This is a genomic window from Streptococcus mitis (assembly GCF_016658865.1).
GTDB classification, from domain to species: domain Bacteria; phylum Bacillota; class Bacilli; order Lactobacillales; family Streptococcaceae; genus Streptococcus; species Streptococcus mitis_BT.
Genome location: NZ_CP067992.1, coordinates 923,076 through 937,683, shown reverse-complemented (window position 1 = coordinate 937,683; position 14,608 = coordinate 923,076). Strand labels below are relative to the sequence as shown.

Sequence of the window (14,608 nt, the reverse complement as noted above, 5' to 3'; positions counted from 1 at the left end):
TTTTGTTTTCTTTTGTTTTTTAAATTGATTGATTGAATACTTTATGATAAAATAGTAATAGAAATAGAGGTGATAACGATGTTAAAGCAGGAAAAACTAGATAATATTCTAGAAACGGTAAATACAAAGGGAACTATTACTGTAAAAGAAATCATGACTCGCTTAGATGTGTCAGATATGACTGCTAGACGCTACTTACAAGAGTTAGCTGACAAGGATTTACTTGTTCGTGTGCATGGAGGAGCTGAAAAAATTCGTACAGGCTCCATTTTAAACAATGAACGTTCCAATATTGAAAAACAAAGCTTACAAATCGCAGAAAAACAAGAAATTAGTCGTTTTGCAGGCCATTTAATAGATGAAGGGGAGACTATTTTTATTGGACCAGGAACAACATTGGAATCTTTTGCTCGTGAACTTCCAATTGATAATATTCGTGTTGTAACAAACAGTTTACCAGTCTTTCTCATCCTAAACGAACGAAAACTAACAGATTTAATTTTAATTGGTGGAAACTATCGATCTATCACTGGAGCCTTTGTAGGAACACTAACCTTGCAAAACTTAGCAAACCTACAATTTTCCAAAGCCTTCGTTAGCTGTAATGGTATCAAGGACAATGCGATTGCGACCTTTAGTGAAGAGGAAGGTGAATCCCAACGCATCGCCCTCAATAATTCCAATAAAAAATACTTACTAGCTGACCATAGTAAGTTCAATAAATTTGATTTCTATACCTTCTACAATATCTCTGATATTGATACCATCGTTTCAGATTCTAAACTGAGCAAAGAAACGTTTGAACAACTTTCAAAACAAACAAAAATTATTCTTTCTAAACCATAAAACTGAGGATTGATAAAATATAAAATGCGTCATATCAAGAAAATAAGAATCTTGATATGACGCATTTTTTGATGAAGATTTTTACAAAGAGTTTCCTAGATTCTTTATGATTGTTGAAACGGCATAAAATCTGAATCAAAGGAGATGTTATCCCGTTCTTCAGGACTGATAAAATTTAAAAAGATAATTTTAAATTCTTCCAGCTCATAGTCTGAATGGCAAATCCATTCTTTACCGGTAGAGACATACCATTTCCCAAGTTTTTTCAGCTCCTCATTAGTCAAACAAGGTATTTGAGAACATTTATCAAAATTGATAATATAAACTTTTTCATAAATAGATTGGATAAAATCTTTGAACATCTTTTGCCTCACTAGAATTCTATATCTAATTACTCATTCTACTACTCAATCACTTGAGTTTCCGCTACTTTCTTGTACCAGTGAGCTGATTTCTTAGGATAACGTTCTTGAGTTTCAAAGTCTACATAGAAGAGACCGTAACGTTTTTCATAACCGTTTGACCATGAGAAGACGTCCATCAATGACCAGATGAAGTATCCTTTGACATTTGCACCATCAGCAATCGCATCAGATAAGACCTCTAAGTGTTGTTTGACATAATCAATACGGCCATCATCATAAACAGTGTTATCAACGAACTCATCTTTATACCCTAGACCATTTTCAGTGATGTAAATCTTCTTGTAGTTAGGATAATCTTTCTTCACACGCATGATTTGGTCGTACAAACCTTGAGGGTAGATAATCCAATCCCAATCCGTACGTGGTACATAATCAGGAGCTACACGACGACCAACACCTTTGATTTGGTATTTAGAGCTTCCTTTCTCACCCTTACCATTATGGATAATTTCAGTTTCTCCATCAAAGGCTTCCATCCAGTCACTCATATAGTAGTTGATGCCTAGGAAATCGTTCAAGTCTTTTGCAGCTTCTAATACTTCGAAATCTTCTTCACGAAGATCTAAGCTAGCACCATTGACTGATAAAATATGGTTGACACCCTCCATCGTTTCAGCTGAATAGCGACCTAGATAAGTTGCATCCAAGATAAATTTATTGTGAATAATATCTTCCAACTCAGCTGCACGAACATCTGCTGGATTTTTAGGATCTAAAGGATACTTGGTTGGCAGTGCATGAACAACACCAATTTCACCTTTATAACCTTTATCTTTATATAACTTGACTGCACGCGCATGAGAAACCATCATATTGTGGTGCGATTGGAAAACTTTGGCAAGGTCGTACTGAATACCTGGAGGGAATTTACCAACCAAGTATTGACCATCACCAATTGGCCCAATTTCATTAAAGGTTGTCCAATAGTTTACTTCTGGGAATTCTTCAAAACAGAAGGCAGCGTAGTCTACAAAATGTTCAATGTTTTCACGGTTTAAGAAGTCTCCATTTGAGTGGAGAGCTTCTGGTGTGTCAAAGTGATGAAGAGTTACAAAGGGCTCAACGTGACGTTTGTGACACTCTGCAAATAGATTATGATAAAACTCAACACCTTTCTGATTTACTTGACCGTAACCGGTTGGGAAAATACGTGACCAGGCAATAGAAATTCGAATACCATTGACACCATACTCTTCTGCTAGCTTGAGGTCAACTGGGTATCGATTGTAAAAATCACTGGCTGGCTCAGCAGTGTACCAGTAGTTATCTTCAAGATATTTATCCCAAGCAACTGGTCCTTTTCCATCAGTATGCGTAGCGCCTTCTGCTTGATAGGCAGCTGTTGCGCCACCGAAAATAAAGTCTTTTGGTAATGATTTTGTCATTTTTTCACCTATTTCTTGATTTAAATAAAGTAAAAGTGAGAGGAGAGGAGTCAGTGAGCCATCCTTCTCCATCTCACTTCTTGTACCGAGTCACCAAATTGTGACATGAGGAGGTAAAAACGATATCTTTTTACCGACGAATTAACAAGGCGATTAGGAAATTCGCCATAGCGATTTCCGTAACGAGAGGAGACTGTTTTATAGTCCCTATCGTTAATCGAATTGTGACATGAGGAGGTAAAAACGATATCTTTTTACCGACGAATTAATAAGGCGATTAGGAAATTCGCCATAGCGATTTCCGTAACGAGAAGAGACTATTTCAGAGTCCCTATCGTTAATCGAATTGTGACATGAGGAGGTAAAAACGATATCTTTTTACCGACGAATTAATAAGGCGATTAGGAAATTCGCCATAGCGATTTCCGTAACGAAAGGAGACTATTTCAGAGTCCCTATCGTTAATCGAATTGAGCTTGTACGAATGCAAGAGCACCTTTTCCATCACGAGTTAATTTGATGTATTGAGCGCCTTCTGTTTTCGCAAGTTTAATACCAAGTTTATCAGTTTCTGCTTTCATGTCTTCAAAGTTTGAAGCAACTTGAGGTGCAAGGATAACTAGATCAAACTCTGGCAACATTTCACGGTGAGCACCATAACCACCTGCTGCTGCTTTCACAGGAACATTGTACTCTGCAGCTGCCTTGTTCAAAGCATTTGCAAGGAGACCACTTGTACCTCCACCAGCACAGAGAACGAGTACATTTGTTTCTTCAGTGATGGTATTTTGTGCTGCTTCTACACCCGCTTTTTCAAGAATAGCATCTGCTTTTGCAGTGTTGAAGTTTGCAGCAACTTTTTCTTTCAATTCATCATTAGATTTACCTGAACGTTCTTCTTCAAGAATTTGTTCATCATAGACCTTAAGGAATGGATAGTAAATGACTACGTCAACCACGATTAGAAGAGCAGCAAGAATGAATGATAGAACTTGGAAGTTAGTACCAAGAACTAGACCTAGTGGAGCTGGGGTTGTCCATGGTAGATTAGCAGTAAATGAATTCATTCCAAGAGTTTCAATAAAGAATTTAAAGATCCATACGTTTGCGATTGGAGCAAAGATAAATGGAATGAAGAAGATTGGGTTCAATACAAGTGGTGCACCAAACAAGATTGGTTCATTTACACCAAAGAATGTTGGAACTACTGAAGCACGTCCGATTGCACGGTTACGTTTTGATTTTGTTAACCACATGAACATGAATGGAACAACCAGTGTCGCACCAGTACCACCCATGGTAACGATAAACATTTGTGTACCAGAAGTAAGAATCTTGTCAGCGTGCATACCTTGTTGGAGAAGGTTCAAGTTGACTTCGGCATTTGCATAGGTAATAGCTGCGATTGCTGGTTCAACGATAGATGGACCATGGATACCAACAAACCAGAAGAAGGCAAAGGCACCAAAGATAATCGTAATACCTAGATAACCATCAGCAGCAGAGAATAATGGTGCGAAGAATTTACCGATTGATTCAGCTACGCTTGCACCAACAAAATGACGAGCTAGTAAATCAAGAGCATAAAGTGAAACAACAGATAGAGTGAATGGAATCACATCTTTAAAGACTTGTGAGATATTTGGTGGAACTTCGTCAGGCATACGAATAGTGACATTGTTCTTAACACAAACCTTATAGATGGCTACAGTAACAAAGGCAGAAAGGAAGGCTGAAAGCAAACCTTTTGTCCCCAAGAATCCAGTAGCTAGACCATTTTCGATAGGATCAGCTGCCAACATCAACAAACCAACAATCGCTGCTAACAATGTTGACATATAGTTGATTTGATTGGTCTTCTCCATGCTACGGTTTACTGAGTCGGTCAATGACTTAGCTGTTGTACCAGCTACCAAGAGAGCCAGAATACCCATAGAATAGCTGTAAGGTTTCATCAGAAAAGCTACAACTTCATCAGACCATTTAAAGCCCCATGAGTTTGGTACAAAGGCAATCAAGATAAAGATACTTGAGAAGAGAATAACAGGCATACCTGCAATGAAACCATCACGAATAGCACGAAGATAGATATTACGAGATAATTTCTCAAAGAAAGGCTTTCCTTTCTCGATAAATGCAATTAATTTATTCATTACTTAACTCCTCTCTTATAGAGTTCGATTAAATGGTGCATCAAATCTTTTAACAAGATGGTTGTCATCAAGTGATCTTGGCCATGCATCATGGTTACACTATACGCTAAGTCCTCACCAGAAGCTTCCTTAGTCAATAGACTTGTTTGCGCGTGGTGAGCCTCTGCAATGCAAGAACCAGCTTCCTCTACAAGAGTATCTGCTTTTACAAAATCACCAGCTTCAGCAGCCTTCAAGGCTTCCAATAGTTTTGAACGAGCGTCTCCAGCATAGGCTACGATTTCAAAACCTAACAATGTTACTTCTTCTCTATTCATGATAGAATTCTCCTTATGTATTTTTAATTAAATTTTTATGACAATAAACGTTGGATATGTAGAACTAGATAAACTCGTTCACTTTTATACAAATCAAGACCCGTATGTTGCGTAATCACATCATAGATCTTGGAACCAATCTCGAACGCTTTTGGATAGGATTGTTTAATATGATCTTCCATATCCAGAAGTGATTGGTTATCATCTCTAGATCTGTCTAAATAATCCAAGAAATAATTCAAATGAATCATAAAGCGATCATAGAAATGGTTATTCTCTTTAGTTCGTTGAATTGCATAGTCCGTTAAAACTTCTTCAACATTCCTGAGAATTTCTTTCCTCTTATCAATCGACTCCACAAGTTCTACTTCATTTTCACCTTCGGCATTAATGAAATGATAAGCAATCCGAATAATCTCGTCCTCAGGAAAATGATCTGCTAGCTTCTGGCGGTAAATTTCAAATGCTTCATTTGCGATTTGAAAAGCGACAGGATACTTAGTGGAAATATCTGGCAGATTACTATCCTTGTACCTTCCTTGTGCTAGAGCTTGGTAAGAACAGTAAATATGATCTGTCAAGGTTACGTAGAGATACTCTTGAATCGGATAATGATATTTCTTTGATAGCTTATCAATGATTTCATAGGTCACTGTGATAAAATCAAGCGGAACATCTTTTAGGAGAGCCATAAAGTTTTCTCTTGACTCTTCGGTCTTCATCCGAAAGATTTTCTCAACCTGATGTTCAGTAATCAAATCTCCCTTCCTCTTCCCAAATGCAATCCCCTTACCAATTACAATCACTTCTTCTCCCTTATCATTCCTGACAAGCGAAACATTATGATTTATTGGATTTAGAATTCGATACATGTCAACCTCCTTTTATATCTTAAAGGTATATGAGTACAAAAAATGACCACAAATGAACTAGAAAATCAGCCGATTTCTAATTCACCTGTGATCATGCCTAATATTACTTAGTAACACTCACCTTGTATTAACTTGTGATTTAAGTATAGCACAAGTAAGTTATTTTGTAAACCTTTACATACAACTTTTTTTAAATTTTTTTAGATTCATGTTCCTAACCTAGGAGGACTTACTTACACGCGTTCTTTCCATGAAGTCGCTGTTGTTTGAAGAACTTTGTTGAGTTCGTCAATGTTTTCAAAACCAGTTGTGCGAAGCCATTCGCGAGCTGCTGCTTCACCATCTTTGATGTATGCTTCAACTGATCCAGCCCATGTAGCACGGCCACAAAGAACTCCGTTAAAGTTTGCACCTGATTCATGAGCAAATACAAGAGTTTCTTGGAAGAGTTTAGCTGATACACCAGCACTCAAGTAGATGTATGGCAAGTTAGTTGCTTCATCTTGGGCTTTGAAGAAGGCTGCTGCTTCTTCACGTGTATAAACTACTTCACCTTCAGCGAAGCCTTCAACATATTTAATGTTAACAGGAACTTCAACTTTCAAGACATCAATGTTAAAGCGTGGGTCTGAGAAGACTTTCATAGCACCGATAACTTTGTGTGGTTTTACTTTCGCATATTCTACAGAACCAGCGTCAGCAATTTTTTCATCGTAAGCTAGGATTTCAAGGAAGAATGGGATATCTTCAGCCACACACTCAGAACCAATACGTTCGATGTAAGCTTGTTTTTCTTGGTTGAGTTCATCTGAGCTATCTACATCATAGTAAAGCAAGAATTTAACTGCATCTGCACCTTCTTCTTTAATACGTTTTGCAGACCAAACATCCAAGCAGTCTGGCAAGCGTTTTGTGCTTGTTGTATCATAACCTGTTTTTTCGTAAGCAAGGAGAAGACCAGCTTTTTCATCAAGAGCTTTTGTTGCTGGAAGTCCATACTCAGGGTCAAGAAGCATAGATGATGCGTATTTAGTCAATTCATCTGCTACCAAAACTTTAAGTTCTTCCATTTGAGCCACAGTTGGTTCTTCTGTTTGGTGTTGAGCCATGAGGCGTTTCAAAGCACCACGTTGGTCAAATGCAAGAGCTGAGATGATTCCATTTTCATCAGAAAGTTTTTCTAAGCGTGCACGTTTTTGTTCTGTTAAAGCCATTTTATACCTCTTTTACTATTAATTGATCATATAGAGCTTGATAGTTGGCCATGTTGACATGACCAGTCATTTTTTCTTGAGCATTGAGCATACCAAGGACATTTGCCTTGATGAGTAATTCTGCATCCGATTCTTTATGAAGAAGTCCTGAAGAAATTCCTGCTACAGTAGAATCTCCAGATCCGACAGGATTTACCACCTGAATTCTAGGAATATCTACCTTATAGAAAGTATCTCCATGTTTGGCAAAGGCACCGTTGGCACCAAGTGAAACGATAATCCATTCAATACCTGCAAACAAAGGTTCTTGAAGAACTTCTTTTAATTCATCCAAATCCTCAGAAACTTCTCTTCCTAGAAGTTGAGACAATTCCTCATTATTTGGTTTGATGACTGTTGGTTTATGTGGTGATTCAAGAACAGCCTGAAGAGCAGCACCAGAGCAGTCCAAGACTACAGGTTTACCAGCTTGATTAGCAAGTTCTACCAAGCTCGCATAGTAATCAATTGGAAGACCAGCTGGGAGACTACCTGAAATAGCGACTACTTCAACTGAATCCAGGAGATTTTTGAAATGTACCAAAAAGTCTTGACCTTCCTGCTCCAATACAACAGGACCTTTTTCAAGAACTTCTGTTTGATTGTCTCCGTGGAGAATAGCGATACAGTTCCGAGTTTCTCCCTGAATTGAGAAGAAATCTTTCTTTACTTGATCATCGATATTTTCAACCAAAAACTCACCAAGTTTGCCACCCACTAAACCAGTAGCAAGAACAGAATCCCCAAATTCTGAAAGTACTCGGGTAACATTGAGTCCCTTACCACCAGCCGTTTTGGTTACATCCACCACACGATTGACAGTATCAATCTTCAACTCATCCAAGGGATAGGAAATATCAATGGATGGGTTCATTGTGACTGTTAAAATCATAGGTCACCTCTTAGTCGTGGTATTCTCCGCGATCCCATTTTTCAAGGAATTCAGTGAAGAAGTTTGCGTCTGTTTGTTGAGCATTGTGACTTTCAACGTGTTCAATTTTCGCAATCAATTTCTTGTTTTCTTCAGATGGTTTGTATTCAGCATGGATGAAAGCTTCGATGATGTCACACATGAGCAATTCACCAGTAATCTTACCACCAAAACCGATAACGTTAGCGTTCAATTGCTCTTTAGCATAAAGAGCTGTTGTCATATCACGAACCAAGGCAGAACGAACACCTGGAACTTTATTTACAGCGTTATTGATACCAACACCAGTACCACAGATACATACCCCAAGATCAGCTTGACCGCTAGTTACGGCTTCACCAACTTTTTTACCAAAGATTGGGTAGTGAGTACGTGTATGGTCATATGTACCAAAGTCAATGACTTCATATCCTTTTGATTTCAAAAATTCTGAAACCGCCATTTTTTCATCTGTTACGATGTGGTCACATCCAATTGCAATTCTCATTAGTTATTCCCTCCGATTAATTATATAAATCTAATATCATTTATCCTTACTCAAGAAAAATCAAGATTAGCTTAGGAAGCGAGCTGCGAGCATAACTGAGGTTAGCTAAAGTGAGCTGACGACAGATTATCTTGATTTTTGAAGAGTATTAGCACATTTTGTTCAACATATCGACCCTGATTTGGTGACGTCCACCATCGTATTTACCGTTAACAAATCCTTTAGCGATATTTTTAGCCAATTCATCACCAACAAGTTGTGCACCCATAGTGATCATACGTGAGTTGTTGTGACCACGAGTCATATAAGCTGAACGTTCGTCAGATACCTCTGCAGCAACCATTCCTTTGATCTTAGTTGCAACCATAAATGGACCAGCCCCATAAGCATCAATCACGATACCAAGGTTTTGTTCTTCTTTGTTTACTTCTGCAGCAACAGCAAGAGTCACATCAACAAAGTCTTGACCATCAGCTGTAACATCCACAACGTGGAAGTTCTCTTTTTCCAAGAAGTCTTTCACAACTTCTTTCAATCTCAAACCTGCAGCATCTGCACCGATAACAATAGACATATTGTATACTCCTTTTTATTTTTCTAGGCTAGTAAAACCTTTTATAGTTAGCAGTTTACCTACAAAAAGTTTTCTAGCAGTTTATTGACAAATTGGATTGAATGAGATGAATGACACCTTATTCAAGTTTAGGAAACCAGTTTCCTAGAAATAATCTTTCTCCACAAAAGAGAATATAACAAGCGATTATTTGTTTGTTACAAACATCATTTGTTGCTTACAAACATAATATACTCCTATTTCCTAAAAAAGTCAACAGTTAGTGTTTGTTTTTGTGTTTTTTTAACTAAAAAATTTCGATATCAAAACCAATTTGATCCACTTGACCAGGTTCTAGGAGACGAACATTCTTCTTATCTTCTAGGTGATCTCCTTCTTCAAGGGATGTTGACAAGCCGGACCATGGTTCAAAAGCAATGAAAGGTCCTTTATTCAAAGTTGACCAGATAATGAGGTTTGGAAACTCTGTAAAGTGTACTTTCAATCCCTTATCATGTTTACGAGAACGAAGGGCAATTGTTCTAGATTCCAATTCATCTAAGGTGACTGCATCTGTACTGAAAAGATCATAGCTGAGGTCTAATTCTTTTTGACCCTCTAGCCATGGACTTCTATCTTGAAAATCCAGCATACCCGTTTCTGGGAAAGGACGTGGAACAGAGCAAGTCTCTTCTTTCTCAAACTCTAAATAGTAATCTTCATAGACCTCGTCATCCAGTAGAGGACAATTAAAGCCTGGATGTCCACCAATAAAGTAAGGCATGACCTTACTAGTTTCTTTGTTGAAAATCTTGTATTGAGTCCGTACTGTCTTTCCAGTAAGGATATAAGTGATTTCTAGGCGGAAATGATAAGGGTAGTTCTGATAGCTATTCTCATCGTCTTCAATTGCAAAAGTTACACTATTATCTGTCTGTTCAACTAATTCAAATTCTTTCTTGCGAACTAAACCATGACGAGGAATCTTTCCTTTACTTTCTTGTCCCCTCTCATCTATATAAAGGGCTGTATCCTCTCTCAATGAACCACAAATGGGGAAGAGAACAGGAGCTTGTCCGCTCCAATAAGTAGCATCCCCTTGCCACAAATACTCCAGTCCCTCAGCATCTTTTATAGAAGAAAGAGCTCCACCAAAACTGTTAAATTGAACTCTTAATTGTTCTGATTTTAATTCAATTACCATTATTTTCTCCGATTTCTTGATAGTTTATAAAAAACTAGGCTGTCACTCCTAATGGTATGACAACCTAGTTTCAACAATTTACATTTTATAGGAGCGCATTATTTTGCTTTTGCTGCGTACTCTTCGTTACGTTTGATCATTTGTTTTCTGTACCATGCAAAGATACCGATATAGAATACAAGGAAGGCTACAGCACCAAGGATTGCTTTGATATCACCAGTTGTAGTGTTACCAATTGTCCAACCAAGAAGTTTTTCGATTGGTCCTTCAAGGGTTGAGTGAGTGATCAATTGAGTTTGGCTCACACCTTCTGGGAAGGCACCTACACCTTTAGCAAGTTCTGTTGCAAATGGTGCGATAAGTGTACCTGAAAGAAGGAAGAGTGGCAACAAGAGTGTTCCGAAGATAATCATACGGAGCAATTTACCACGTGTTACAACCAAGAGAGCTGGAGTAACACCCATAGCGATGATACCTGCAAGTGGCAAGATACCATTTCCGACGTTTGAAAGAAGTACTGCTTCAATCAACATAATTGGTGCAAGTACGTTTGCACAAGCCCAGATTTCAGCACGACCAGCGATGAATGGCCAGTCTAGACCGATGTTAAACTTACGTCCTTCCAAACGTTTAGTAGCAACGTTTGTAATACCTTGTGAAAGTGGTTCTACGGCAGCAATGAACCATGAACCGATAAGTGAGAAGAGTTCCAAAGCTACACCGGCTGTCAAACCAAGAGACAACCAACCTTTGATAACTTCTTGCCAGTTTGCTGCATCTTTAAGTCCTTCAACTGGATGTGGAGTTCCCATCAAACCGATAACGATACCAAGGATGAAACCGATGAAGAATTTAGATCCCCAGAAACCGATTTTTTTGTTCAATTTAGCAGCATCAAAGTCATATTTATCAAGACCTGGGAAGAATTTTTCAAAAATTTTATCCAAAACCATGATAACTGGGTTCATCATGTAGTTCATGTGAGTTGAAGTCATTGGAGATGAACTTGGTGCATTAAGAAGATCGTCAAATGTTGGTTTCATCAAGTCAGAGTTGATGATTTTAAGAACTCCTACAAGGACAACTGCTGCAGTCGCGATGAAGAGTGAAACTCCTTGGCTAACTCCATTGTTGTCTGCATACCATTTAATCAAAAGACCTGTGATAGACAAGTGCCAGATATCAAAGATATCGACGTCAAGTGTGTCAGTTTTCTTCATAGCAAGCATCACTACGTTGACAATCAACATGATGAGCAAGAAGTAAAGTGTCCAAGCAGATCCCCAAGTGATTGTAGCAAGTGGTGCCCAACCAACGTCGGTGATGTTCAATTGAATACCAGTGTTTTCAACGAATTTTGCAAGTGATGCTGAGAAAGCACCATTTAGCATACCGATGATAGCACCGATACCAGTAAGGGCGATGGCAAGTTTGATACCACCTTCAAGCGCTTTGGAGAATTTCACTCCAAAAAGTAGAGCCAATACTGTCAAAATGATCAGCATGATGATCGGTCCACCCATATCCAAGATAGGTTTGAACAGCTTATTGGCTAGTTCGATAATGACATCCATAATAGTTCCTCCCTTTTTATAGTTATATGAATGTTAACAAATTAAAATTAGCTTAATCCGTGTTCTTTGATAGCTGCTTCAATATTGTCAAATACTGGAGCACTCATTGCTGGGATACGGAATAAGATTGGTCCAGCTTCGATAACTGGAATACCTGGGTCAAAACCAAGATCTGTCGCAGCAATTGGTGTGAAGATGTCATAACCTTTGATAAGGTCTTCATTAACGTCTTTGACCATTACCGCATCACAGTGAACATCGAAACCGCGGTTTGAAAGTTCTTCTTCAAGAGCACTTTTAATTTGGTGGCTTGAGTTAACACCTGCACCGCAGGCAGCAAGAATTTTAATCATATGGATTTCCTCCGATTTAATATTTTTAATAGACAAGATTAAGCAATTGCTTCAGCAATATAAGCATAGAGGGCTTCTGGTTCAGAAATTTTTGATAGGTCTTCAAGATGACCATTTCCAGTAAAGAAGTCCATCAACTGAGCAAGAATGTTCGTTTGACTTGAACTTGAGTTATTAATGATAAAGAAGAGCAAGGATACTTCTACTTCCTTATCTGGCGCAATCATATTGTGGAAAGTCACTGGTTTTTCTAATCGAACGACCACAACTTTTTCGGCAAGATTATGAACAATATCTGTGTGAGGAATAGCCACATTCGGCAAATCCTTACCCAAAAATTCCATATCTAAGCCAGTTGGAAATGACTTTTCACGCGTGATCAGGGCTTCACGATAGGTCGGAGTCACGATTTCTCGTTCTTCCAATAAAGTTGCGACCTGATCAAAGAGATGTTCTTGATTATCCGCTTCTAAGCAAAACACAAGGTTTTTGTCAAAGAAATGATCTAATCCCATAAGGTTTTCCCTTCTTTCCATTAACTTTATGCTATAAGTATAACACTATATGAAATCGTTGTCAATATTTTTTGTTGTTTTTTGTCCTTTTTTTGATTATTTTGTTTATTTTTTATCTTTATAAGCAAAACAAACATTTAAAACAAACATTTAAAACGATTTTTAATGACTTAAACAAAAAAACAGGATACCAATCCTGCTTTAATAATTATTTTTGAATTGTCCAACTCTCTTCAATCATGGGAAGTAGATTTTTTAATGTTTCTGGAGTCCCTTCTAAAGCAACATATCTGAACTTACCATCACTAGATTTAAAAATCCATGTAATGATGTATTTTCCAGACTTAGAAATTGCGTTAACTACATAGGCTTCATAACCTCCAATAGTTGACTTAGAACCCCATACTTTAGTGAATTCTGGATTACTTTCTTTTGAAGTAAAAATACCATCAGAAATACGAACTGTTTCAATTTTTTGAAATTCATTATCAGAAATACCAAATTGTTCTGCTTTAAAAGTATTCAAGGTGACAATATTGACATCCGTACCGTCTGAATATTGAATATCATTGCCTCCCTGTACTTCATTGAACTTAATCCAAGACTTTGGTACTTTAACGAACCCATACTCATCAGAACCAATCACTTGACTTTCTTCTGAATTCTGTGTACTACTAAGAGTGTTTGAATTAGTTGAATCTTGACTAGTTGAAGAGCTAGTTGTTTTACTTGAATTTCCTTGAGTTTGAGCTTGATTTGAACATGCCACTAACGTGACACTTGTAAGCAAAATAGATGCTAAAAGTAAAATTTTTTTCATAATAACCTCCATATGTTACTCTACCATAAATGGAGTTAATTTACAATTTTTAATAAAAACAAATAAAGTATAAGAATTTTTTCCAATTTTAGTTCAAACATTGGATTTGATAATATAGAATATACTCTTGATTATGAAAACTGACTAAGTCGTATCGAGTATCTATTTATCCAATTATTGAATTCTATAATAACATTGAATCACTTTCCGAATATCCTTTTTCAACAAATATTTTAATATTCATTGTATTTGCTTGACTCAATCGTATATTCTTACTAAAAGTTAATAAATATAAATATATTGTCGTAAAAAACATAACAATTAAATTACCATATACATAAATATAAATAAGTAAAGAACTGGCAATAACCACATTTATAATTAGGAGAAGCCAATTTTTTAATTTAAAATTACTAAACTTTTCAACTACATGGTAATGACGAGAATTTTCTAATATAAAAATTTTATTAATCATCAGTTTTTGCTTATAAGAATAGCCCAAGCGAAATAATACTGATAATATAACAGGTAATGCAGAAAAGATAAAATACGTAAAGCTATGAGATAAAACAAGATTAAATTTATTAAAGCCAATAAATTCTATTAAAAGAATGAAAAAAATCACTATCATTATCGGTAGCATGAAAAATCTACCTAATTTTATATTTTTTGTTATATCTTCTCGCTTATCCTCAGATTGCTTTTTTATCTTATAAAATAAATCAAAATCAATCTTATAAATTTTATAAAAATAACCAAAACAAGTCGTAGATTCACAATCCAGTAACCCGTAACCATTATTTATTTCAATTAATAAATATCGAGTAAAACCATATAACTTTTCAGTTTTAATTTGTTTTTCTTCTAATACTTTCATCATAAGTTAAAGAAATCGCCCCTTCTTTACTAACAATTATAGA

16 protein-coding genes are annotated in these 14,608 nt (G+C 36.8%); 1 reads left to right on the top strand and 15 read right to left on the bottom strand.

Annotated features, from left to right (window positions below; all coding sequences use genetic code 11):
• Positions 1-78: 78 nt before the first annotated feature.
• Positions 79-846 (top strand): DeoR/GlpR family DNA-binding transcription regulator, encoded by a 768-nt coding sequence (locus tag JJN14_RS04635; RefSeq protein WP_004262459.1) that lies wholly within the window; start codon positions 79-81, stop codon positions 844-846.
• Between the two features lie 104 nt (positions 847-950).
• On the opposite strand, the gene JJN14_RS04630 is transcribed toward JJN14_RS04635, so the two are convergent.
• The 15 genes from JJN14_RS04630 to JJN14_RS04560 form a co-directional block, all read right to left on the bottom strand.
• Entirely contained in the window at positions 951-1,208 is a 258-nt protein-coding gene (locus JJN14_RS04630; protein ID WP_023948162.1) for a DUF3884 family protein, read from the bottom strand.
• A gap of 41 nt (positions 1,209-1,249) precedes the next feature.
• Positions 1,250-2,656 (bottom strand): 6-phospho-beta-galactosidase, encoded by a 1,407-nt coding sequence (lacG, locus tag JJN14_RS04625; protein WP_201059064.1) that lies wholly within the window; start codon positions 2,654-2,656, stop codon positions 1,250-1,252.
• Between the two features lie 461 nt (positions 2,657-3,117).
• The gene (locus tag JJN14_RS04620; RefSeq protein ID WP_201059063.1) at positions 3,118-4,809 is read right to left on the bottom strand and encodes a lactose-specific PTS transporter subunit EIIC; all 1,692 of its coding nucleotides are present in this window, start codon (positions 4,807-4,809) and stop codon (positions 3,118-3,120) included.
• Entirely contained in the window at positions 4,809-5,126 is a 318-nt protein-coding gene (locus tag JJN14_RS04615) for a PTS lactose/cellobiose transporter subunit IIA (protein ID WP_050146476.1), read from the bottom strand. Before JJN14_RS04615 ends, JJN14_RS04620 begins: the two co-directional genes overlap by 1 nt.
• A gap of 35 nt (positions 5,127-5,161) precedes the next feature.
• Entirely contained in the window at positions 5,162-5,998 is an 837-nt protein-coding gene (locus JJN14_RS04610; protein ID WP_049491608.1) for a PRD domain-containing protein, read from the bottom strand.
• A gap of 233 nt (positions 5,999-6,231) precedes the next feature.
• On the bottom strand, positions 6,232-7,212 hold the full coding sequence (gene lacD, locus JJN14_RS04605) for a tagatose-bisphosphate aldolase (RefSeq protein WP_201059062.1): 981 nt from the start codon (positions 7,210-7,212) through the stop codon (positions 6,232-6,234).
• A 1-nt stretch (position 7,213) separates the two neighbouring features.
• Positions 7,214-8,143: a tagatose-6-phosphate kinase gene (locus tag JJN14_RS04600; protein ID WP_201059061.1), complete on the bottom strand. Its 930-nt coding sequence runs from the start codon at positions 8,141-8,143 to the stop codon at positions 7,214-7,216.
• A gap of 10 nt (positions 8,144-8,153) precedes the next feature.
• Positions 8,154-8,669 carry a galactose-6-phosphate isomerase subunit LacB gene (lacB, locus tag JJN14_RS04595; protein WP_001216913.1) on the bottom strand — a complete coding sequence of 172 codons (516 nt, stop codon included), beginning with the start codon at positions 8,667-8,669 and terminating at the stop codon, positions 8,154-8,156.
• Between the two features lie 148 nt (positions 8,670-8,817).
• Positions 8,818-9,243 (bottom strand): galactose-6-phosphate isomerase subunit LacA, encoded by a 426-nt coding sequence (lacA, locus tag JJN14_RS04590; RefSeq protein WP_049551849.1) that lies wholly within the window; start codon positions 9,241-9,243, stop codon positions 8,818-8,820.
• 286 nt (positions 9,244-9,529) lie between these two features.
• Positions 9,530-10,426 (bottom strand): aldose 1-epimerase family protein, encoded by an 897-nt coding sequence (locus JJN14_RS04585; RefSeq protein ID WP_201059060.1) that lies wholly within the window; start codon positions 10,424-10,426, stop codon positions 9,530-9,532.
• A gap of 98 nt (positions 10,427-10,524) precedes the next feature.
• Positions 10,525-12,000 (bottom strand): PTS galactitol transporter subunit IIC, encoded by a 1,476-nt coding sequence (locus JJN14_RS04580; RefSeq protein WP_042751083.1) that lies wholly within the window; start codon positions 11,998-12,000, stop codon positions 10,525-10,527.
• A 47-nt stretch (positions 12,001-12,047) separates the two neighbouring features.
• Positions 12,048-12,353, bottom strand: coding sequence for a PTS sugar transporter subunit IIB (locus JJN14_RS04575; RefSeq protein WP_000590547.1), 306 nt, complete (start codon positions 12,351-12,353; stop codon positions 12,048-12,050).
• 38 nt (positions 12,354-12,391) lie between these two features.
• A complete protein-coding gene (locus JJN14_RS04570) occupies positions 12,392-12,868 on the bottom strand; it encodes a PTS sugar transporter subunit IIA (RefSeq protein WP_000521974.1) in 477 nt (158 codons plus the stop codon).
• Positions 12,869-13,076: 208 nt separating this feature from the next.
• Entirely contained in the window at positions 13,077-13,688 is a 612-nt protein-coding gene (locus JJN14_RS04565) for a hypothetical protein (RefSeq protein ID WP_201059059.1), read from the bottom strand.
• A 184-nt stretch (positions 13,689-13,872) separates the two neighbouring features.
• Positions 13,873-14,568 (bottom strand): hypothetical protein, encoded by a 696-nt coding sequence (locus JJN14_RS04560; RefSeq protein WP_042751080.1) that lies wholly within the window; start codon positions 14,566-14,568, stop codon positions 13,873-13,875.
• Positions 14,569-14,608: the final 40 nt, after the last annotated feature.

Coding starts and splice junctions, on each gene's coding strand:
- JJN14_RS04635 (WP_004262459.1), top strand. CDS start 79: ATGTTAAAGCAGGAAAAACTAGATAATATTCTAGAAACGGTAAATACA.
- JJN14_RS04600 (WP_201059061.1), bottom strand. CDS start 8,143: ATGATTTTAACAGTCACAATGAACCCATCCATTGATATTTCCTATCCC.
- JJN14_RS04630 (WP_023948162.1), bottom strand. CDS start 1,208: ATGTTCAAAGATTTTATCCAATCTATTTATGAAAAAGTTTATATTATC.
- lacG (WP_201059064.1), bottom strand. CDS start 2,656: ATGACAAAATCATTACCAAAAGACTTTATTTTCGGTGGCGCAACAGCT.
- lacD (WP_201059062.1), bottom strand. CDS start 7,212: ATGGCTTTAACAGAACAAAAACGTGCACGCTTAGAAAAACTTTCTGAT.
- JJN14_RS04610 (WP_049491608.1), bottom strand. CDS start 5,998: ATGTATCGAATTCTAAATCCAATAAATCATAATGTTTCGCTTGTCAGG.
- lacA (WP_049551849.1), bottom strand. CDS start 9,243: ATGTCTATTGTTATCGGTGCAGATGCTGCAGGTTTGAGATTGAAAGAA.
- JJN14_RS04570 (WP_000521974.1), bottom strand. CDS start 12,868: ATGGGATTAGATCATTTCTTTGACAAAAACCTTGTGTTTTGCTTAGAA.
- JJN14_RS04585 (WP_201059060.1), bottom strand. CDS start 10,426: ATGGTAATTGAATTAAAATCAGAACAATTAAGAGTTCAATTTAACAGT.
- JJN14_RS04575 (WP_000590547.1), bottom strand. CDS start 12,353: ATGATTAAAATTCTTGCTGCCTGCGGTGCAGGTGTTAACTCAAGCCAC.
- lacB (WP_001216913.1), bottom strand. CDS start 8,669: ATGAGAATTGCAATTGGATGTGACCACATCGTAACAGATGAAAAAATG.
- JJN14_RS04580 (WP_042751083.1), bottom strand. CDS start 12,000: ATGGATGTCATTATCGAACTAGCCAATAAGCTGTTCAAACCTATCTTG.
- JJN14_RS04620 (WP_201059063.1), bottom strand. CDS start 4,809: ATGAATAAATTAATTGCATTTATCGAGAAAGGAAAGCCTTTCTTTGAG.
- JJN14_RS04560 (WP_042751080.1), bottom strand. CDS start 14,568: ATGATGAAAGTATTAGAAGAAAAACAAATTAAAACTGAAAAGTTATAT.
- JJN14_RS04615 (WP_050146476.1), bottom strand. CDS start 5,126: ATGAATAGAGAAGAAGTAACATTGTTAGGTTTTGAAATCGTAGCCTAT.
- JJN14_RS04565 (WP_201059059.1), bottom strand. CDS start 13,688: ATGAAAAAAATTTTACTTTTAGCATCTATTTTGCTTACAAGTGTCACG.